A 19,122-nucleotide genomic window follows, 5' to 3' on the forward strand; every position below is an offset into this window, starting at 1 on the left:
GCCGCGGGGCCGGCGCGGGCCCCCCCCCCGGCCCCCCCAAACCATCCACCCGGGCCCCCCGGCGGCCCGGCCCCCCCCCCCCCCCCGCCGGGCCGCCCTCGCCGAGGTGGGGCTGGGCGGCCGCGAGCGGGCCTGGCCCGGCGAGCTGTCCGGCGGCGAGGCCCAGCGCGCGGCCCTCGCCCGCTCCCTGGTTCGCAAACCCGAACTGCTCCTGGCGGACGAGCCGTTCGGGGCGCTGGACGCGCTCACCCGGATCAGGATGCACCACCTGCTGCGCGAGCTGTGGAAGCGCCACCGGCCCTCCGTGCTGCTCGTCACCCACGACGTGGACGAGGCCATCGTGCTCGCCGACCGGGTCCTCGTGCTCGACTCCGGCCGCATCGGCCTCGATCTGACCATCGACCACCCGCATCCCCGCTCCTACCGGGAGCCGGTGCTCGGCGAGTACCGCGAGCGACTGCTCGCCGCGCTGGGCGTGACGGAGGACCACCAGTGACACAGAGAAGGCTCCACCTCAACGCGTTCCTGATGAACACCGGCCACCACGAGGCGTCCTGGCGGCTCCCGCAGAGCGAACCGCACGCCCACGTGGAACTCGGCCACTACGTCGAGCTGGCCCGCATCGCCGAGCGCGGCACCTTCGACTCGCTGTTCCTCGCCGACAGCCCCCAGCTGTGGGGCAGCGTGGCACAGCGCCCGGCCGGCGCCCTGGAACCGCTCACCCTGCTCACCGCGCTGGCGACGGCCACCGAGCACATCGGCCTGATCGCCACCGCCTCCACCTCCTACAACTCCCCCTACAACCTGGCCCGCAGGTTCGCCTCGCTGGACATCATCAGCGGTGGCCGGGCGGGCTGGAACGTCGTCACCACCGCCGGTGCCGAGGCCGCCCGCAACTTCGGTCTCGACGCCGAGCCCGCGCACGCCGAGCGGTACGCCCGTGCCGCCGAGTTCCTCGACGTGGCCGCCAAGCTCTGGGACAGCTGGGAGGACGACGCGGTCGTCGCCGACAAGGCGGCCGGTGTCTGGGGCGACGACGCCAGGATCCACCCGCCCCGGCACCGGGGCAGGTACTTCGGCGTCGAGGGCGCCCTCAACGTCCCGCGCTCCCCGCAGGGTTACCCGCTCCTCGTGCAGGCGGGCTCCTCCGAGGACGGCAAGGCCTTCGCCGCCCGGTACGCGGAGGCCGTGTTCACCGCCCAGCAGACCGTCGAGGACGCCCGGGCCTTCTACACCGACCTGAAGTCCCGCACCGCGCGGGCGGGCCGGGACCCCGGGCACATCAAGGTGCTGCCCGGGATCGTCCCCGTACTCGGCTCGACGGAGGCCGAGGCGCGGGCCAACGAGCGGATCCTCGAGGACCACATCGTGTACGACCATGGCGTGGCCCGCCTGGAGAGCCTGCTGCAACTGGCGCCGGGCACCCTGGACCTGGACGGCCGGCTGCCCGCCGACCTGCCCGACGAGTCCGCCGTCGAGGGCGCGAAGAGCCGCTACACCCTCGTCGTGGAACTGGCCCGGCGCGAGCGGCTGACCGTACGGCAGCTGATCGGACGGCTCGGCGGCGGGCGCGGGCACCACACCTTCGCCGGCACGCCCGAGCAGGTCGCCGACCGGATCGAGAGCTGGTTCACCCAGGGAGCCGCCGACGGCTTCACCATCATGCCCGCCGTGCTGCCCTCCGGCCTGGAGGCGTTCGTCGAGCACGTCGTCCCGGTCCTGCGCGCCAGAGGCCTGCTCCGCACCGAGTACGGCCCCCGCCAGACCCTGCGGGAGCGCTACGGCCTGCCCCGCCCCGCCAACCAGTACGTCACCCCCGGCACTCCCGCGCCCGCCCTCGTCTGAAAGGACACCCCCATGACCGGCATCCAGATCACCAAGGTCACCGCGCGCATCGGCGCGCAGGTCTCCGGCGTCGACATCTCCCGGCCGCTCGCCCCGGAGGAGGTCGCCGCGCTCCGCGAGGCCCTGAACGTCCACAAGGCGCTGGTCTTCGACGACGTCCACCTCGACGACGCGGGCCAGCAGGCCTTCGCCCGTCACTTCGGCGACCTGACCACCGCCCACCCGACGGTCGGCGCCGTCGAGGGCGCCCCGAACGTGCTGCCCGTGGACAGCGAGCGCGGCCGGGCCAACCACTGGCACACCGACGTCACCTTCGTCCTCAACCCGCCGCAGGCCAGCACCCTGCGCAGCATCACGGTCCCGCCGTACGGCGGCGAGACGCTGATCGCCAGCTCGGCCGCCGCCTACCGCGACCTGCCCGAACCGCTGCGCCGCCTGGCCGACACCCTGTGGGCCGAGCACACCAACGACTACGACTACGCCGTGCCGGACGAGGACATCGACGAGGAGAGGGCCGCCCAGCGCGCCCGGTTCACCTCGATCACGTACCGCACCGTCCACCCCGTGGTACGCGTGCATCCCCTGACCGGCGAGCGCGGACTGTTCATCGGCGGGTTCGCGCAGCGGATCACCGGCCTGTCGGCCGGCGAGTCCCGCAAGATCCTGGACCTGCTCCAGGCGTACGTCACCCGCCCGGAGAACGTGCTGCGCTGGCGCTGGTCGCCGAACCAGCTGGTCCTCTTCGACAACCGCATCACCCAGCACTACGCCATCGACAACTACGACGGGCGGCCGCGCCGGCTGCACCGGGTGACCGTCGCCGGTGACGTACCGGTCGGCGTCGAGGGCAAGGAGAGCTACTCGGTCGAGGGCGACGCCTCGCACTACACGCCCGTACTCGCACCGTCCGCACCCGCGCCGGCCGCCGCGTACGCGTAACGGCGGTCCGCCCAGGCTTCCCCGCCCCGTCACGAAAGGCCCCCGCGGTGCCCGCGCGGGGGCTTTTTGTTGCTAGCGTGCAGTTGCAAGCTCTTTGCAATAAGCTGCTTCGAGGGGATACACCCATGCCCGTCTACACGCTGCCCGACCTGCCCTACGACTACTCCGCGCTCGCCCCCGTGATCAGCCCCGAGATCATCGAGCTGCACCACGACAAGCACCACGCGGCGTACGTCAAGGGCGCCAACGACACGCTGGAGCGGCTGGCCGAGGCACGGGAGAAGGAGTCGTGGGGCTCCGTCAACGGCCTGGAGAAGAACCTGGCCTTCCACCTCTCCGGGCACATCTTGCACAGCATCTACTGGCAGAACATGACCGGCCCGGGGGACGGCGGCGGCGAGCCGCTGGCGGCGGACGGCGTGGGCGAGCTGGCGGACGCGATCACCGAGTCCTTCGGCTCGTTCGCCGGCTTCCGGGCCCAGCTCTCCAAGGCCGCGGCCACCACCCAGGGCTCGGGCTGGGGCGTGCTGGCGTACGAACCGCTCAGCGGCCGGCTGGTCGTCGAGCAGGTCTACGACCACCAGGGCAACGTCGGCCAGGGCTCGGTCCCGATCCTGGTCTTCGACGCCTGGGAGCACGCCTTCTACCTCCAGTACCGGAACCAGAAGGTCGACTTCGTCGAGGCCATGTGGCGGGTCGTGAACTGGCAGGACGTGGCCCGCCGGTACGCGGCCGCCACGTCCCGTGCGGACGTACTGCTCCTGGCGCCCTGACGGCAGCCCGACGGCGTCCGCCGATCGTCCCGCCTCGTGATCGTCTTCTCACCGTTCACAGCGGCGGGCGGAAAGGAGCCGGCCCCCGTGAGGACGTGACTCACGGGGGCCGGCCCTGTCGTGCGGGCCGTGCGGGCGGTCCCGGGCCGGGCCTACGGTGCGCAGGGCAGGTCGAGCGACAGCAGTGACGTGGTGTCCCCGTCGATGCGGACCTCGCTCACCGCCGTGTTCTCCAGGCGCGGGAACACCCGGCGGTACTCGGCCGGCGGAATGGACAGCAGCCGGCACAGCACCAGCCGGAGCAGGGCCTCCCGAGGAGGGGTGAGGGCCGGGGCCCGCCGTGAAAGTCCCGTCGCCCGCCCGGAGGACGGGCCCCGCGCCCGCCGCGGCAGCGGCTGAGGTACACGTCGGTACGTGCGCCGGGGCCCTCGGGCCGAAGGCTGGGGGACGGACTTTCGCGACAGGCCCCGGCTGCCCGGGATCAGAGGTTGCTGAAGTCCGGCCCCTGGGTGCGGGTCCGCTTGATCTCGTAGAAGCCGGGGACCGAGGCGACCGCGAGAGTGCCGTCCCACAGGCGGGCGGCCTCCTCGCCCTGGGGGGCGGGGGTGACGACCGGGCCGAAGAAGGCGATCTGCCGGCCGTCGGGGCCGGGCACCGCGATGACCGGGGTGCCGACGTCCTGGCCGACCTTCTCGATGCCCTCCTTGTGGGAGGCGCGCAGCTCGGCGTCGAACTCGAAGTCCTCCTGCTCGGCGTAGTCGATGAGGTCGGCGGGCAGGCCGGCGTCCTCGAGGGCTCCCGCGACGGCCTCCAGGGTCGGGCCCTCGCCGTTGTTGTGGATACGGGTGCCGAGCGCGGTGTAGAGGGGGCCGAGGACGTCCGCGCCGTGCTTCTGCCAGGCCGCGGTCACCACCCGGACCGGCTGCCACGCCTTGGTGGCGAGCATCTCGCGGTACTCGTCGGGCAGTTCGTCCAGCTTGTCCTCGTTCAGCACGGCGAGGCTCATGATGTGCCAGCGGACCTCGATGTCGCGGACCTTCTCCACTTCCAGCACCCACCGGGAGGTCATCCAGGCCCAGGGACACAGCGGGTCGAACCAGAAGTCGACGGGGGTCCTGCCGGAGGCGGTCGTGGTCTCGGACATGGGTCTCCTCGGAAAACGGGCCGTTTCCCCGGGCAACACCAGGACCGCCCGTCCCATTCCCGCTGTCCGGCGTCAGGAGCACATGGCAGGATCGATGCTGATCAGCCGTACCCGACGATGAGGGAGTTGCCGCCCGTGCCCGGTGAGAATCTGTCCCGCGACGAGGCCCGGGAGCGGGCCGCCCTGCTGTCCGTCGACGGGTACGAGGTGTCCCTGGACCTGCGGTCCGCGGTGGGCGACGGCGACGGCGACGGCGACGGCGACGGCGACCCGCGCACCTTCCGCTCGGTCACCACCATCCGGTTCCGCTGCGACGAGCCGGGCGCCTCGAGCTTCGCCGACCTGATCGCGCCGGGCGTGACCGCCGTGACGCTCAACGGGAAGGACCTGGACCCGGGCGAGGTCTTCGACGGCTCACGGATCGCCCTGGAGGACCTGGCCGCCGAGAACGAGCTGACCGTCGACGCCCGGTGCGCCTACTCCCGCACCGGCGAGGGCCTGCACCGCTTCGTCGACCCCGAGGACGGCGAGGTGTACCTCTACACCCAGTACGAGCCGGCCGACGCCCGCCGTGTCTTCGCGAACTTCGAGCAGCCCGACCTCAAGGCCCCCTTCCGCTTCGAGGTGCGCGCGCCGGAGGGCTGGACGGTGTGGGGCAACGGCGCCGGCGAGCTCGTCGACGGTGTCTGGCGGTTCGCGGAGACGAAGCCGATCTCGACCTACATCACGTGTGTCGTCGCGGGCCCGTACCACTACGTGACGGACCTGTACACGCGCGCCTTCGCGGACGGCACCCGGCTGGAGATCCCGCTCGGCGCCATGTGCCGCAAGGGCCTCGCGCCGTACTTCGAGGCCGACGACGTCTTCCTGATCACCAAGCAGGGCCTGGACTTCTTCCACGACCACTTCGACCACCCGTACCCGTTCGGGAAGTACGACCAGGCGTTCGTGCCGGAGTACAACCTCGGCGCGATGGAGAACCCGGGGCTGGTGACCTTCCGCGAGGAGTACGTCTTCCGCGGGAAGGTGACCCGGGCGTCCTACGAGGCCCGGGCCAACGTGATCCTGCACGAGATGGCCCACATGTGGTTCGGCGACCTGGTCACCATGCAGTGGTGGGACGACCTGTGGCTCAAGGAGTCCTTCGCGGACTTCATGGGCACGTTCGCGAACGTCGGCGCGACCCGGTTCACCGACGCGTGGATCACCTTCGCCAACCGCCGCAAGGCCTGGGCCTACCGGGCCGACCAGCTGCCCTCCACCCACCCGATCACCGCCGACATCCGCGACCTCCAGGACGCCAAGCTCAACTTCGACGGCATCACCTACGCCAAGGGCGCCTCCGTCCTGAAGCAGTTGGTGGCGTACGTCGGCCAGGACGCCTTCCTGGAGGGCGCCCGCCGCTACTTCAAGCGCCACGCCTACGGCAACACGCGCCTCGGCGACCTGCTGTCGGTCCTGGAGGAGACCAGCGGCCGGGACCTGACCGGCTGGGCGCGCTCCTGGCTGCAGACGGCCGGGCTGAACGCGCTGACCCCGCAGGTGCTGCTGGACGCCGGCGGCCGGGTGGCCGAGCTGGCGGTGGTGCAGGAGGCCCCGGAGTCGCACCCCGAGGAGCGCCCGCACCGCGTCGCGGTGGGCCTGTACCGCCGGACGCCCGAGGGCGCCCTGGAGCGGTACGCGCGCGTGGAGACGGACGTCGAGGGCCCGCGCACGGTCGTGGCGGAGCTGGCGGGTGCCGAGGCCCCGGAGCTGGTGCTGGTCAACGACGACGACCTGACCTACTGCAAGATCCGCTTCGACGAGACCTCGCTGGCGACCCTGCGCGAGCACCTGGGGGCGCTGACCGACCCGCTGGCCCGCGCCCTGTGCTGGTCGGCGCTGTGGAACCTCACCCGGGACGGTCTGCTGCCGGCCCGGGAGTTCGTGGACCTGGTGCTGCGGTTCGCGGGCCGGGAGTCCGACATCGGCGTGCTCCAGATGCTGCACGCGTGGGCGGACTCGGCGCTGGTGCGCTACGCGGCCCCGCAGTGGCGGGCGACCGGTGAGGAGCTGCTCGCCGAGGGTGCGCTGCGGGAGCTCGAGGCGGCGGAGCCCGGCGGCGAGCACCAGCTCGCCTGGGCGCGCTTCTTCGCCTCGGTCGCCTCCGGGGAGACGGACCTCGCCCTGCTGAAGGGCCTGCTGGACGGCACGGAGACGGTCGAGGGCCTCGACGTGGACCAGGAGCTGCGCTGGGCGTTCCTGGAGCCGCTGGCGGCCCACGGGGTCGCGGACGAGGGCGTACTGGCGGCCGAACTGGCCCGCGACGACACGGCGTCCGGCAAGCGCCACCAGGTGCGCTGCCTGGCCACCCGCCCGTCGGCGGCGGTGAAGGCGCAGGCGTGGGCCCAGGTCGTGGAGTCCGACGCGCTCTCCAACGCCCTGGTGGAAGCCACCATCGCGGGCTTCGCCCGGTCCTCGCAGCGGGAGCTGACGGCGCCGTACACGCCGAAGTACTTCGCGGCGATCGAGCGGGTGTGGGCCGAGCGGTCCATCCAGATCGGCATGGACGTGGTCCGGGGCCTGTTCCCCTCCCTCCAGGACTCGCCGCAGACGCTGGCGGCGGCCGACGCCTGGCTGGCGGCGCACCCGGACGCGGCGCCCGCCCTGCGCCGGCTGGTGCTGGAGGCGCGGGACGATCTGGCGCGGGCGCTGCGGGCGCAGGCGTGCGACGCGCGGGAAGCCGTGGCCTGAGCTGGACCTTTGGCCTGAGATCGGCCGGTCGGTGACCGTTACGAAATTCAGGCAACAAGACCCGTAACCCCTGGTCCGCACCCGAACGGACCAGGGGTTTTCACCACCTACTCGGCATCCGAACAACCGTCCTTTAGTCCCTGCTTGTCCACATTTATCGACAGGCGTGTAACAGCGGTTAGCGGACGGGCCGGACCCGGGAATCGGCTCGGCATGACGCACAACACCCCGCTCTCCCCCCGCCCCCTGCGCCACCTCTCCGCGGTGCACCGCCGCGTGATGACCGCGGCCCAGCTCCGCTCCCACGGCGTCACCCCCGCCGAGCTGAACGACCAGTGCCGCCCCGGCGGCCCCTGGCAGCAGCTCCTGCCCGGCGTCACCCTGCTCCGTCCCGGCCCGCCGACCAGCGAGGAGCGGCTGCACGGGGCCCTGATGTACGCGACGAAGGACACCGCGACCGGGGCACCCGGGGTGCCCGAGCAGCCCAGCGCGCAGACCCCGCACCGCCCGGTGTACGCGGACGCGATGATCACCGGCCTGGCGGCCCTGACCCTGCACGGCTTCACGTCGGCGCCCGCGCTGCCGTCCCTGGAGCACATCGAGGTGCTGGTCCCGCGGCCGCGCCGGCTGCGTTCCACGGGCTACGTCCGCGTCGTCCGCACGCCCGCCCTGCCCGCCCCGCGCCAGGTGACGGGCCTGCCGGTGGCACCGGTGCCGCGCGCGCTGGCGGACGCGGTGGCCGGGCTGACGGACGCGGCGACGGTCCGCCGGCTGCTGACCGAGGCGGTCCGCGCGGGCCACTGCGAACCGGCCGCCGTGGTACGGGAGCTGACCGAGGCCAAGCTCCTGACCCGGCCGCACGTGGTGGGGGCCGTGGACTCGCTGCTGGCGGAGGGCCGGGCGATCGCGGAGATGCGCCTGTACCGGATGGTGCGCGAGTGCGGCCTCCCCGACCCGGTCTGGAACGTCGACCTCCGCCTGCCCGGCGGCCCCCACCTCGGCGGCGTGGACGCCTACTGGCCCGACCAGGCAGTCGCGGTGGAACTCGACACGCGGGCCCCCCGGCAGGACGAGGACGCGCTGTGGTCCGAGTACGCCCGCAAACGGGAGCACCTGGAGCGGCTGGGCATCACGGTCGTCCACGTCACCCCGAGGAAGCTGCGGGAGTCGATGGAACAGCAGGCGACGGTCATCCGCACGGCCTTGATGGCGGCGGCGGACCGCGACCCGGCCGCGCATGTCGTCGTACTGCCCCGGTAGCACGTGGAGCGCGTCCTGCCCCTACCTCTCCACGGCGGCGGCCGGCGCGCCGGTGTGGGCGGCGTGGACCCGCTCGAGCAGGGCGGCGTACGCCGCGATCATCCTTGTGCGGCTGAAGCGCTCACGGCTGCGCAGCAGGGCCGGGGCGAAGGCGGTCCGGTCGGCGGCCGCGCCCGACCAGGCCCGGGCGATGGCGTCGGGGTCCGGCGGGGTGACGAAGCCGTGGCCGGAGACCAGCGCCGCGCTGTCGCCGATGCCGGTCGTCACGGGAACGGCCCCGCACATCATGCCCTCGATGAGACAGAGCGGCGCCGCCTCCCCGGAGGAGGAGGTGAGGGCGACCACGTCGGCGGACGCGTACACCGCCTCCATGTCACCCCGTACCCCCAGCAGGTGCACCCGGTCGGTGAGCGACGCCCCGCGCCGTCCGAAGGCGGCCTCGACGTCGGCCGCCAGGGCCGGGTTCCCGGACGTCATCCCCGCCCCGCACATCAGCACGTGGCCCCCGCCCTCGCGCGCCAGCCAGGCCCGCGCCGCGCGCAGGAAGAGCGGGACGTCCTTCATGGCGGCGTACCGGGCGGCGAAGACGACGACCGGCGCCGTGCCGGGTACGCCGAGCGCGGCACGCAGGGCCGCCCGCCGGGCCGGGTCCGGACGGAACCGGAACAGGTCCACCCCGTTGGGGATGACGTGCAGCAGTCCGGCGGGGATCCCGGCGTCCCGGTACGCGACCCGCGTCGACTCCGCGCAGCACACGCACGCCACCACCGTGCCGTCGGCGATGGCGGCCCTCAGCTCGTCCAGGGCCGCCCCCTGGTTCTCCGGGTCGGAGCGGTGCAGGCAGACCACGACCGGACGGCGGGGCAACCCGGCCAGGTTCAGCAGTCCCAGCGGCTGCTCCTTGAGGGAGAGGATCACATCGGCCGCCGCCATGGCCCGCGCGGTATCGGCCAGTTCGGGCCCGCTGAAAACAGCCGGACGACCGTCCGAACCGGCGGGGGCGCGCCCCAGGGTGCCGACGCCCACCCCGGCCGCCGTCAGCGACCGGTAGCAGGCGTCGTCCCGCATCCGCTGCCGGGTCTCCTCCCGGTGCACCTCGCCGTGGATGCTGAGCACCCGGTGGTCCTGGCCACCTTCCGCCAGACCCAGTACGACATCGCTGTGCACGATCCGGGCCCCTCCGGAGAAGAAGCCCTCGTAGACCGAGAGCACCCGCAGTCCGTCTCCCGTACGCATGCGATCACCCGCCTTGCACAAAAATCGAGCCACACCCGTGAACAGCGGGTCAGCCGATATGAGGCGGTACGGATGTTTCGTACGGATGAACTGGGCGTCTCGTGCCGGAGTCGGCTCGGTTACACCCCCTCACGGCTCACCGGAACGCCCGCGCGTTCCGTGCCGCCCACTGCGCGAAGGCACGCGGGGCCCGCCCGAGGACCCGCTCCACATCCGGGCTGACCTGCTGTTCCTCCGGCAGGGGAGCGCCGAGCAGGGCCAGCGTGCCCGCCACCACCGGCGGCGGCATGAACGCGGCCATCCCCGCCTCGGCCTCCTCGCGCGTCTGCTCCACGAACCGGATCGGCTCGCCGAGCACCGCCGCCAGGGCGGCCGCCCGCTCGCGGGGGGTGGTGGGCGCGGGGCCGGTGAGGGTGTAGGTCGCTCCGGCGTGGCCGGGGCCCGGCGCGCGGAGGACCGCCGCGCCCACCTCCGCCACGTCGTCGGGGTCGACGAAGGGCAGGCCCACGTCGCCGAAGGGCGCCGGGGCGACGCGGTGCAGGCGCACCGGCCCGGCCCAGGCGAACGCGTTCGACGCCAGGCCCCCGGAGCGCAGGACCGTCCACTCCAGGCCGGACTCCCGCACGGCCGCCTCGAAAGCGGCCGCGTGCCCGTAGGCCTGCGGGCGGGTGCCGGCCCCCTGGCTGGACAGGAGCACCAGTCTGCGCACGCCCGCCGCCTTGGCCGCGCCCACGATGCCCTGCGGGTCCTCCCCCGCCACCAGCAGGAACACGGCCTCGGCGCCTTCCAGGGCGGGACGCAGGCTCTCGGCCTGCCCCAGGTCGGCCGCCACCGTCCGCACGCCCGGCGGGACGTCCGCCTCGGTGATCCGGCGGGCCACCCCGGTCACCCGCTCCCCCGCCTCGGCCAGCAGCCGCACCAGTGTCCGGCCGACGTTGCCCGTTGCGCCCGTCACGACGATCATCCGATCCCCCAGCAAGTTAGTTAGCTGACTGACTTACTTCGCTGCGAGGACCGTAGCACGGATCGCGCCCTACAGTGAGTCGGGTGACTGACTCACAGAATCCGACAGCGAACCCGAGGGTGAGGGCCGCCGGAGCCAAGCGGCGGCGGCTGATGGCCGCCGCGGCCGAGGTCGTGCACCGGCAGGGCGTCGAGCGGACCACGATCGCCGACATCGCGCGGGCCGCCGACGTGCCGGCCGGGAACGTCTACTACTACTTCAAGACCAAGGACGACCTGGTCGCGGCCGCACTCGCCGAGCACTCCCGCAGGCTCGACACGCTCGTGGCGGAACTGGAACGGATCCCCGGCCCCCGCGAGCGCCTCGAGGCGCTGGTACGCGGCTGGGTGGAGCAGCGCGAGCTCGCGGCCCGCTTCGGCTGCCCGACCGGGACGCTGGCCGCGGAACTGGACAAGCGGGCGGAGGGCGGGCTGGACGCCGAGGCCGGGAAGGTCATGAGACGGCTCCTCGACTGGGTGGCGGCGCAGTTCCGCGAGCTGGGCCTGCCCGACCCGGACGGGCTCGCGCTGACCCTGGTCGGCGCCTACCAGGGCATGTCACTGCTGGCCAACGCCCTGCGCGACCCGGACGTCATGACGAAGGAGGGAGCCCGGCTGATCGCCTGGCTGGGCTCCCTCCCCGGCGGGGTCTAGTGCTGTGGCCGGAAAGGTGTGCCGGGAAGCTCGCGGCGTCCGGTGCGGTGCCTCGCAAGCCGGAGCATCGCCCGCGTACTGGACGTACTCGGGTGATGCGACAACGCGGCGGTGGGGGCCCCTCCCGCGCGAGCGAAGCCGAGCGTGGGGGAGCCGTGCCGGGCGTCGCGAGCCGGTGAACCTTTCCGGCCACAGCACCAGCTGGCGGCTCACCCGCCGCAGTACTCCGCGTCGACCACCGCGGCGGCGTCGCCCGTCCAGTCCCCGTTGAAGTTGAACGCCAGGGCGTGGCGGCCGTCCGCCGTCGTGGACGCCCAGGACGAGGAGCCGTGGATGCCGCCGTCGTGGCCCCAGACGTGGACGCCGCAGGAGAGGGTGGCGTCCATCAGGCCGAGGCCGTAGCGGAAGCCGGGAGCGCCGTCGATCTTCACGGTCGTCTTCATCTCCTTCAGCTGCTTCGCCGGGAGGAGGCCCCCGCGCAGCAGGGCGCGGTAGAAGCGGGTGAGGTCGGCAGAGTCGGAGATCATCTCGCCCGCGGAGGAGGCCATGGAGGGGGTGAGGCGGGTCACGTCGTAGGTGGGGCCGGTCGTCGTCCGGGCCAGCTTGCTGTAGGCGCGGCTGCTCGGGTCCGGCAGCGTGACCCGCGTTCCGGGTACCGATGTACCCGTCAGCCGCAGCGGGCCGATGATGCGGTGGGTGATCTCCTGGGCGTAGGAGTGGCCCGTCACGCTCTTGATCACCATGCCGGCGAGGACGTAGTTGGTGTTGGAGTAGTTCCAGGAGGTGCCGGGCGCGAAGTCCGGCTCGTGGCGCATGGCGACGGCCACCAGCTGCCGCGGGGTGAGGGTGTCGTAGCGGTGCCGGAAGAAGCCGTCCTTCAGGAAGTAGGTGCGGCCGAAGTCCTCGTCCGCGGTGTAGTTGAAGATGCCGCTGGTGTGGTCGAGGAGCTGCCGCACCGTGATGTGGCGGCCGTCGTGGCCGTGCCCGCGCACCACGCCCGGCAGCCACTTGTCCACCGTGTCGTCCAGGGACAGGCGGCCCTCCGCCTCCAGCTGGAGCAGGACGGTGGCGACGAAGGTCTTGGTGATGCTGCCGACGCGGTAGCGGTCGTCCGCCGAACGCGGGGCGCCGGTGCGGAGATCGCCGGTCCCGGCCGTGGCGGACCAGGTGCCGTGCGCGTCCCGCGCCGTGACGGTCGCTCCGGGGACGCCGGCCTCGACCGCCGCCCCGACGGCCGCGCGGGTGGCCGGGTGGCCGGGTGGGTGGCCGGTGGTTCCCGCGGCGGGAGCGGCTGCCAGGGCCGGTCCCGCCAGGGCCGCCGACAGGGCCAGGGCGCCGGCCGCCGCGACGAGTGCCTTCCGTACGCGCATGTCCTCCCCCTCACGGTGCGGTCGTACTCGGTCGCCGGGAGGGACACCGCGCCGGATGCCGGGGTTGACCCGGAGTCGGCCGGTTGGGTGAGTTTCAGCCCTTCTTCAGCACCAGCTCGGTGTTCCGGTCGGCCGGGTCGCCCGCCAGTTTCCGGTTGGCGCCGGGGGCGTTGTAGGACAGCTCACGATAGAGGGCGGCGAGGCCGGTCTGGGAGAGGTCGGTGTAGTCCGTGCGGTGGGGGGCGGCGGACTCGACGAGGGTGGTGAACAGAGAGAGGGTGCCGTCCTTGTTGTCCACCAGTTCGATGACGCGGGCGAGCTGGGGGTAGTCGACGTGGGAGGCGGTGGAGATCTCCCAGAAGGAGCGGTTCCCGGAGGCCTTGTGCGGGGTGACGACGTTCTTGTGGATGTGGCCGTTCACCCAGGCCAGCACGTTCGCGTGGCGGGCCAGGACGGACACGACCTCGCCGCCGGCGTGGCGGCGCTCGGACGGACGGGCCGGGTCGGGGCGGGTGTTCGTCATCGTCTTGCTGGTGTGGTGGCTGAAGACGACGGCGTAGGAGTCCTTGTTGTCGGTGAGCGTCCTGTCCAGCCAGTTCAGCTGGGCGGTGCCGATGGAGCCCTCGTAGTGACCGCCCGCGTCGGTGGTGTCGAGGCTGATGCCGATCACGTCGTCGGAGATGCGGAAGGCGTAGTACTGGGTGCCCGCGTCCAGGTTGGCCGAGGAGTAGCCGTGGCCGACCGGGCCGAGACCCTGGTGGGCGGGGTCCAGGTGGGCCTTGAGGTAGTCGGCCGGGGTGTAGGGGGCGCGCTTCTCGTCCGGGGTGACCGAGCGCATGGACCGGGCGTGCGCCTTGAGGAAATCCCGGTACCGCACACCCTTGGGGTCCTTGGCCTTCTTGATGGCGTCCTGGAGCTTCTTCGCCTCGGCGGCGGACACGCTCAGCAGCTTCTTGCCGCCGATGGCGGCCTCGGCGAGGTAGGAGTCGCCGTGCGAGCCGTAGCAGCCCAGCGGCAGGGAGTCGTGGTTGCCGACGGTGGAGTACCAGGGCAGGTTGAGACCGGGGCTGCGGACCTCGCGGACGGCGGCGGCCAGATAGCCCTTGAGGTACGGGAAGCCGAGGGTCTTGTCGTTGTCGCGGAGGGTGGAGCCGGGCTGCCAGTACAGCTTCAGACCGCTGTTCTGGGCGCCCTCGTAGTGCTTGGGGTCACCGGAGTTGGGGGTGATCCGGCCGCCGGACATGACCTTCATGAACCACTCCAGTTCGGAGTGGGCGTTGTTGTCGGTGTTGTCGCCGGTGGTCATGACGAAGTGGAGCGGGGAGCCGGTGACGGGGGCGCCGCGCAGCGCGTTGACCCGCTCGACGAGCGAGACGGCGCCCTGCACGGTCAGCGCCTCGTGCGGACGCCAGGCGTGCGGGTCGGTGGAGCGCAGGAACTCCAGGCGCAGCGGGTGCTGGACGTCCATCACGTGCAGGTCGGTGAACTGCACGAACGCCGCGAGGGCCGTACGGCGGTCCGCGCGCCCCGACTTGGGCGTGGCCAGGTCGCCGCGCACCACGCGCTTCCAGCCGGCGCCGTCGCCGAGGCGGCGGTAGCCGGAACCGCCCAGCGGAGTGGCGACGCTCGCGACCGTCGTTCCCTTGGTGTAGGGGGCGAGGGGCGGGGCAGGCGCTCTCCGGGAGTTGGCGACCGGCGCCTGTCCGGTCGTCGTGGTGGTGGCGGCCTGGCTGTCCGTCGGGCGCAGGGCGTATCCGGCGCCCGCGGACAGCGTCACCGCCCCGGCGGTGGCGAGGACGGTACGGCGGTTGACCCCCAGCGTGGAGCTGGCGACAGAGCGTATGCGCGACATGGCGCGATCTCCCCGAGTGCGAACTGCGTCGGCAGTGGTCGCGGGCGGTCGCTGTCGCGAACATCCCGCTCGCTCTGGATCGTTGGCACCGGGGGTGACCTGTGCGTGAACAAGACGGCAACGCGCGGCGCCGATCACCGTACGTGGATCACGGCGCACCTGACGTGGTCATGGAGCGGTCCGCGGGCGGCCGGGGACCGGTCACTCCGCGTTCACCCGGCGGGGTAGGGGACGGGCTCCGGACCCGCTTACCCGGGCCCGGCCGTCTGGTCCGGCACCCGGCCCGCCGCCGGGCGTTCGCGCCACAGGCGCAGGGCGACGTCGACCAGGCGGACCCGGGTGAGGCCGGGTACCGCGTCCAGGTCCTGCCACGCGGCCAGATCGGTGGAGCCGTTCACCTCGCTGCGCAGTTCACCGCCGGTGACGCGGCCCTCGTAGATGATCCGTACGCCATGATGGTCGGTCAGGGGCCACAAGGGGCGGCGGCGCAGGACGTGGCGGGAGGAGTCCACGCCGAGGAGACCGGCCACCTCGATCCGGTAGCCGGTCTCCTCCATCAGTTCGCGGTGGACGGTGTCGTACGGGTCCTCGCCGTGCTCCATGCCCCCGCCGGGCAGGACCCATTCGGGGGTGCCGTCGGGGGCCGGTGACCGGGCGAGCAGGATCTGTCCGTCGCGGACGCACACGGCGTAGGCCGCCACCCTCAGTTTTCGGCGCATGGCCAGACTTTAGGGCCCGCCGGGTCCGGGTTGGCCGGTGATTATTCGGGCGGTGACCACCGCAAGGGCAGCGCGGACCCGGTCTCCACGGCCCGGGTGAGGGTGAAGCGGACCCGGCGTTCACCGTCCGCGCCGAACTCGGTGCGGGCCTCGCCGGTCAGCTGGAGGGTGGTGCCCGTCGTCCAGTCCAGCAGGAGCAGGCCGGCCCGGGGGTCGGCGAGGAGGTTGCCGAGGCTGAGGAACATGGCGTTGCCCGGGTAGTCCCGCCAGGTCAGTTCGCGCGGTGAGACGACCCGGACGAAGCCGGGGTCGCCGCCGCGGTGGCTGGTGTCGGCGCCGTGGGGGTGGACCGTGGCGAGGAAGAAGGTGTCGGCGGCGCGGATGAAGTCCGCCTGTGAGTCCGTCAGTTCTGCGCTGCGGCGGGGCGTTCCGGGGACTCGGCCGGGCACGGTCTCGTAGGTCCGTCTCCGCTGCAGGTACTTGGGACAGTTGGAGAACACCTGGTCCGCCTCCACCGCGAACCCCCGCTCCGTGGGGTCGAGGCGGCCGTTGAGGCGCATACGGCGACGGGTGCGGGGGTCCAGGGCGATGGTGCCGACGAGGGTCCCGGGGGTGGTGAGGGCCGTCGCGAGCGGGTCGGCCGGGGCCGGTCCTCCCGCCACGGACATCCGGTGCGGGCCCGTCGCCCGCACGAAGCCGGGGGTGCCCGTCAGGGGCGTCGCCCAGACTTCACCGGCCGCCGGGTCCGCCGTGCCCACGATCAGTAGCGGCTGGTGCTCGAGGAAGGCGGCGGCGACCGGTTTGATGCCGGTGCCGACGGCGCGGCCCACGTGGTCGGCGAGAGCCCGGACGCCGACGCGGTCCTGCAGGGCCCGGGAGCCCTGGTGGTAGACGGTCATGGCTAGAAGAAGCCGCAGGTCGGCGCGGAGGTGTGCGGGGCGGGGGCGGCTTCGAGGCCGTGCGGCACGGAGATCTCCAGGCGGGTGCCGTCCGGGTCGTGGAAGAAGATGCCGCCCGACGCCGCGCCCTCGCGGTGGGCGACCACGCCCTCGTAGGCGAAGTCGACGCCGTGGGCTGCCAGCGCCCGCTGGTACCGCTCGACCCCGGCGAGGGAGTCGGCGGTGAACGCGAGGTGGTGCAGGCCGGCCCGGGCACGGTCGTACGGCCCCTCGGCCTGCTGCCAGAGGGTGAGGACGGGGCCGCCGTCGCCCTTGCCTTCGTCTTCGCCTTCGCCGAGGAAGGCGTACCGGCGGTCGTCCTCCTTGCCCTCGGCTAGCAGCGTGAAGCCGAGGACGTCCCGGTAGAAGGCGAGCGAGCGGTCGAGGTCGGTGACGTTCAGGCCGGTGTGGCCGGTGCGCAGCGTCATGGATGTCCCCTTCGATTCGATCTAACCTCCATAAAGAGAGTAGACGGTTAGAAAGGCAGGCGTCAACCGGTCACGTACTCTTGAGTGGTTAGCGACGAAGGAGTGCCGATGCCCGCCGCCCCCGATCCCCGCCCCCTCACCGGCGAGCCCCTCGCGCTCGACCTGCTCAACACCCGGTGGAACCGGGAGGGCGTCCCGCAGGACCTGCTCACCGGCACCGCCGGGCTGGCCGTGTGGCTGGCGGGCAACGGGCTGGACCACGAACCCGACGCGCGCACACTGCGGCACCTCCTCCAGGCCCGCGACGCCCTCAGGGCGGTCGTGGACGGATCGCCGGAGCAAGGGGCCCCGCTCGTCGACGCCGTGCTCCACCATGGACGGATCCGGGCCGGGCTCACCGCCGAGGGGCCGGTCGAGCGGGCCGAGTTCGAGGACGACTCCTGGGGGCCCGCCTGGCTCGCCGCCCGGAACTATCTGGAGCTGCTGGCCACCGCGCCGGACCGGATCCGGAGCTGCGCGCACGAGACGTGCGTCCTGCACTTCTTCGACACCTCACGCAACGGCACCCGCCGCTGGTGCTCGATGGCCGCGTGCGGCAACCGCGCGAAGGCGTCCCGCCACTACGCGCGGTCGAAGGAGAGCTGACCCGGAGGAAGGCCGGCCTGCGGGGGCGGACGTCCTCAGGACGCCTGCCCCCGCGTCACCCGCAGGCGGCGTCGCCGGAGACGTCGCCGGACTCGGGCAGCGCCTTGACGATGGCGGCGCGCTCCCGGGCGATCCCGGCCGCACCGGTGATCCACAGGTCGGGGTTCGTGGCGCCCTTCTCGATGCCGGCGAGAACGTGCTGCCCGGGCCGCGCGTCGGGGACGACCGCCCGCTCCACCCGGAGGCTCACCTCGTCCTCGCCCTGCGCGGGGATGTAGGAGCGGGTCACGCGCAGGGTGACCCGGTCCTCCGCGGTGCCGCGGACCGGCTGGACCTTCGTGACGTCGCCCTCGACGAGGAGACGGAGGCAGGCGAGCCGGGCGGGCCCCCAGGCGCTGCTGTAGGACTGCGCCGACTTGTCGCTCGCGGAGCCGGCCGCCGAGTCCGAGCCGACGCCGTTGTTCGCGACGAGCCGGCCAAGGCCCAGCACGGCGGAGGCGACGGCGGCGGTCACGAGCGCGCCGAAGCAGAGGGCCCGCGCCCCGGGGCGGCGGTACCGGCGCTCCGCGGGCCGGACGGGTTCCGGTTGCGGGCGGGGGCGGGGCGCGGGGCCGGCCAGGGCGTCGCCGATGATCTTGAGCTGTTCCCGCACCAGGGCCACCTCGGCCGCCGCCGCCCGGTGTTCGGTCATGAAGGCGGCGTCGGCGCGGGCCGCGCCGGGCAGCGGCTCGTCGGCGAGCACGGCCAGCAGCGCGTCCAGGTCGCCGTGACCGTCGCGCCGGTCGGGACCGTCGTAACCTTCGTGCCGGTCGTGCACATCGTGCCGGTCGTGCCCGTCGTGCCCGTCGCGCCCGTCGTAGCCGTCGTGTTCGGCGGTCACGTCACACCACCTCGTCCTCGTGCAGGCGGGCGCGCAGGGCGCGTACCGCCGTGTGCAGCCTGCTCTTGACAGTGCCCTCGGGGATGCCGAGTTCCTCGGCGATCCCGCGCACCGGCAGGTCGGCGTAGAAGCGCAGGACGAGGACCTGGCGCTGGGCGTCGGGCAGTTCGTCCAGGCCCCGGGCGACGGCGAGGGAGAGCAGGCTGGTGTCCTCGCCGGAGGGGTGGTCCGCCTGCCGGAGCGCGGCCAGGCGCTCGCCGAGCCGTTCCTGACGGCGCTTGGCGCGGTGCCAGTCCATGGCGAGGTTGGAGGCGACGACCGCCGCCCACGCGGACACGTCGCGCGGCGCCTCCTGCCCGCCCGCCGCCCGCTCCAGCAGGCGCAGGCGGACCTGCTGCACCCCGTCCGGCAGGTCCGCCTGCGGTACCCCGCCCAGCGCGAGCACCGCCCGCACCCGGCGCTCCTGTGCCGCGTCCAGCGGGTCGTCCCCTGCGTGGTCCGCCCCCTGGCCGCGGCGGGCCCTTCTGCGCAGCACAGCCGCTCCTCCCCTCGCCGCGTTTCCCCTATGACGCCGGAGCGGGCGGAAACGTTCGGCGTACCGCGGCCCCGTTTCCGGGTTCTCCGGCCTTCTCTCCCCGTCTCCTCCGCGGTGCGGGCAGAGGCATACGTCACACCGCCGTGTGAGCGATCCGGTGCCGGGCAGG

Annotated in this window: 18 protein-coding genes and 1 pseudogene; 8 read left to right on the forward strand and 11 right to left on the reverse strand. The window is 73.2% G+C overall.

Annotated elements, in window-relative coordinates; all coding sequences use genetic code 11:
* Positions 1-94: 94 nt before the first annotated feature.
* The 4 genes and pseudogenes from ABZX30_RS31405 to ABZX30_RS31420 all read left to right on the forward strand — a co-directional run.
* Positions 95-496, forward strand: a pseudogene (locus ABZX30_RS31405) (ATP-binding cassette domain-containing protein); the annotation flags it as partial.
* A complete protein-coding gene (locus ABZX30_RS31410; protein ID WP_355939648.1) occupies positions 493-1,845 on the forward strand; it encodes an LLM class flavin-dependent oxidoreductase in 1,353 nt (450 codons plus the stop codon). The pseudogene ABZX30_RS31405 and the gene ABZX30_RS31410, both read left to right, overlap by 4 nt.
* Before the next feature lie 12 nt (positions 1,846-1,857).
* A complete protein-coding gene (locus ABZX30_RS31415; protein WP_355939651.1) occupies positions 1,858-2,784 on the forward strand; it encodes a TauD/TfdA family dioxygenase in 927 nt (308 codons plus the stop codon).
* Between the two features lie 125 nt (positions 2,785-2,909).
* The gene (locus ABZX30_RS31420; protein WP_355939654.1) at positions 2,910-3,557 is read left to right on the forward strand and encodes a superoxide dismutase; all 648 of its coding nucleotides are present in this window, start codon (positions 2,910-2,912) and stop codon (positions 3,555-3,557) included.
* Positions 3,558-3,709: 152 nt separating this feature from the next.
* On the opposite strand, the gene ABZX30_RS31425 is transcribed toward ABZX30_RS31420, so the two are convergent.
* On the reverse strand, positions 3,710-3,850 hold the full coding sequence (locus ABZX30_RS31425; protein WP_355939657.1) for a hypothetical protein: 141 nt from the start codon (positions 3,848-3,850) through the stop codon (positions 3,710-3,712).
* A gap of 188 nt (positions 3,851-4,038) precedes the next feature.
* Complete coding sequence (locus ABZX30_RS31430; RefSeq protein WP_355939660.1) at positions 4,039-4,701, reverse strand: DsbA family protein; 663 nt, start codon at positions 4,699-4,701, stop codon at positions 4,039-4,041.
* Between the two features lie 135 nt (positions 4,702-4,836).
* Between ABZX30_RS31430 and pepN the strand changes: the two genes are divergently transcribed.
* Together pepN and ABZX30_RS31440 are read left to right on the forward strand one after the other, a co-directional pair.
* On the forward strand, positions 4,837-7,434 hold the full coding sequence (gene pepN / locus ABZX30_RS31435) for an aminopeptidase N (RefSeq protein WP_355939663.1): 2,598 nt from the start codon (positions 4,837-4,839) through the stop codon (positions 7,432-7,434).
* A gap of 213 nt (positions 7,435-7,647) precedes the next feature.
* Entirely contained in the window at positions 7,648-8,694 is a 1,047-nt protein-coding gene (locus tag ABZX30_RS31440; protein WP_355939666.1) for a hypothetical protein, read from the forward strand.
* Between the two features lie 21 nt (positions 8,695-8,715).
* Here the strand turns inward: ABZX30_RS31440 and ABZX30_RS31445 are convergent, their stop codons facing one another.
* Positions 8,716-9,906: a glycosyltransferase gene (locus ABZX30_RS31445; protein ID WP_355939727.1), complete on the reverse strand. Its 1,191-nt coding sequence runs from the start codon at positions 9,904-9,906 to the stop codon at positions 8,716-8,718.
* 160 nt (positions 9,907-10,066) lie between these two features.
* Positions 10,067-10,894 (reverse strand): NAD(P)H-binding protein, encoded by an 828-nt coding sequence (locus tag ABZX30_RS31450; protein WP_355939669.1) that lies wholly within the window; start codon positions 10,892-10,894, stop codon positions 10,067-10,069.
* 152 nt (positions 10,895-11,046) lie between these two features.
* Here ABZX30_RS31450 and ABZX30_RS31455 point away from each other — a divergent pair, with 152 nt between their 5' ends.
* Positions 11,047-11,586, forward strand: coding sequence for a TetR/AcrR family transcriptional regulator (locus ABZX30_RS31455; RefSeq protein WP_355939730.1), 540 nt, complete (start codon positions 11,047-11,049; stop codon positions 11,584-11,586).
* Positions 11,587-11,795: 209 nt separating this feature from the next.
* Here ABZX30_RS31455 and ABZX30_RS31460 read toward each other — a convergent pair whose 3' ends face one another.
* The 5 genes from ABZX30_RS31460 to ABZX30_RS31480 all read right to left on the reverse strand — a co-directional run bounded on the left by ABZX30_RS31460 (position 11,796) and on the right by ABZX30_RS31480 (position 16,893).
* Positions 11,796-12,956, reverse strand: coding sequence for a serine hydrolase domain-containing protein (locus ABZX30_RS31460; protein WP_355939672.1), 1,161 nt, complete (start codon positions 12,954-12,956; stop codon positions 11,796-11,798).
* A gap of 94 nt (positions 12,957-13,050) precedes the next feature.
* Complete coding sequence (locus ABZX30_RS31465) at positions 13,051-14,808, reverse strand: TIGR03767 family metallophosphoesterase (RefSeq protein ID WP_355939674.1); 1,758 nt, start codon at positions 14,806-14,808, stop codon at positions 13,051-13,053.
* Between the two features lie 248 nt (positions 14,809-15,056).
* Positions 15,057-15,527, reverse strand: coding sequence for an NUDIX hydrolase (locus ABZX30_RS31470; RefSeq protein WP_355939677.1), 471 nt, complete (start codon positions 15,525-15,527; stop codon positions 15,057-15,059).
* Between the two features lie 41 nt (positions 15,528-15,568).
* Positions 15,569-16,426: a pyridoxamine 5'-phosphate oxidase family protein gene (locus ABZX30_RS31475; RefSeq protein WP_355939680.1), complete on the reverse strand. Its 858-nt coding sequence runs from the start codon at positions 16,424-16,426 to the stop codon at positions 15,569-15,571.
* Between the two features lie 2 nt (positions 16,427-16,428).
* Positions 16,429-16,893 carry a VOC family protein gene (locus ABZX30_RS31480; protein WP_355939683.1) on the reverse strand — a complete coding sequence of 155 codons (465 nt, stop codon included), beginning with the start codon at positions 16,891-16,893 and terminating at the stop codon, positions 16,429-16,431.
* 108 nt (positions 16,894-17,001) lie between these two features.
* Between ABZX30_RS31480 and ABZX30_RS31485 the strand changes: the two genes are divergently transcribed.
* Positions 17,002-17,538: a CGNR zinc finger domain-containing protein gene (locus tag ABZX30_RS31485; RefSeq protein ID WP_355939686.1), complete on the forward strand. Its 537-nt coding sequence runs from the start codon at positions 17,002-17,004 to the stop codon at positions 17,536-17,538.
* A gap of 55 nt (positions 17,539-17,593) precedes the next feature.
* Here ABZX30_RS31485 and ABZX30_RS31490 read toward each other — a convergent pair whose 3' ends face one another.
* Both ABZX30_RS31490 and ABZX30_RS31495 read right to left on the reverse strand, forming a co-directional pair.
* Positions 17,594-18,418 carry a hypothetical protein gene (locus ABZX30_RS31490; RefSeq protein ID WP_355939689.1) on the reverse strand — a complete coding sequence of 275 codons (825 nt, stop codon included), beginning with the start codon at positions 18,416-18,418 and terminating at the stop codon, positions 17,594-17,596.
* Between the two features lies 1 nt (position 18,419).
* Positions 18,420-18,953: a sigma-70 family RNA polymerase sigma factor gene (locus tag ABZX30_RS31495; RefSeq protein ID WP_355939692.1), complete on the reverse strand. Its 534-nt coding sequence runs from the start codon at positions 18,951-18,953 to the stop codon at positions 18,420-18,422.
* Positions 18,954-19,122: the final 169 nt, after the last annotated feature.

Origin of the sequence: Streptomyces sp. NPDC004542, from assembly GCF_040610035.1 — a bacterium.
In the GTDB taxonomy this organism is placed as follows: domain Bacteria; phylum Actinomycetota; class Actinomycetes; order Streptomycetales; family Streptomycetaceae; genus Streptomyces.

Bases quoted from the DNA above. Each gene is read 5' to 3' on its own strand.
- ABZX30_RS31480 (WP_355939683.1), bottom strand. From the start codon at position 16,893: ATGACGCTGCGCACCGGCCACACCGGCCTGAACGTCACCGACCTCGAC.
- ABZX30_RS31415 (WP_355939651.1), top strand. From the start codon at position 1,858: ATGACCGGCATCCAGATCACCAAGGTCACCGCGCGCATCGGCGCGCAG.
- ABZX30_RS31430 (WP_355939660.1), bottom strand. From the start codon at position 4,701: ATGTCCGAGACCACGACCGCCTCCGGCAGGACCCCCGTCGACTTCTGG.
- ABZX30_RS31475 (WP_355939680.1), bottom strand. From the start codon at position 16,426: ATGACCGTCTACCACCAGGGCTCCCGGGCCCTGCAGGACCGCGTCGGC.
- ABZX30_RS31440 (WP_355939666.1), top strand. From the start codon at position 7,648: ATGACGCACAACACCCCGCTCTCCCCCCGCCCCCTGCGCCACCTCTCC.
- ABZX30_RS31455 (WP_355939730.1), top strand. From the start codon at position 11,047: ATGGCCGCCGCGGCCGAGGTCGTGCACCGGCAGGGCGTCGAGCGGACC.
- ABZX30_RS31450 (WP_355939669.1), bottom strand. From the start codon at position 10,894: ATGATCGTCGTGACGGGCGCAACGGGCAACGTCGGCCGGACACTGGTG.
- ABZX30_RS31460 (WP_355939672.1), bottom strand. From the start codon at position 12,956: ATGCGCGTACGGAAGGCACTCGTCGCGGCGGCCGGCGCCCTGGCCCTG.
- ABZX30_RS31420 (WP_355939654.1), top strand. From the start codon at position 2,910: ATGCCCGTCTACACGCTGCCCGACCTGCCCTACGACTACTCCGCGCTC.
- ABZX30_RS31470 (WP_355939677.1), bottom strand. From the start codon at position 15,527: ATGCGCCGAAAACTGAGGGTGGCGGCCTACGCCGTGTGCGTCCGCGAC.
- ABZX30_RS31485 (WP_355939686.1), top strand. From the start codon at position 17,002: ATGCCCGCCGCCCCCGATCCCCGCCCCCTCACCGGCGAGCCCCTCGCG.
- ABZX30_RS31465 (WP_355939674.1), bottom strand. From the start codon at position 14,808: ATGTCGCGCATACGCTCTGTCGCCAGCTCCACGCTGGGGGTCAACCGC.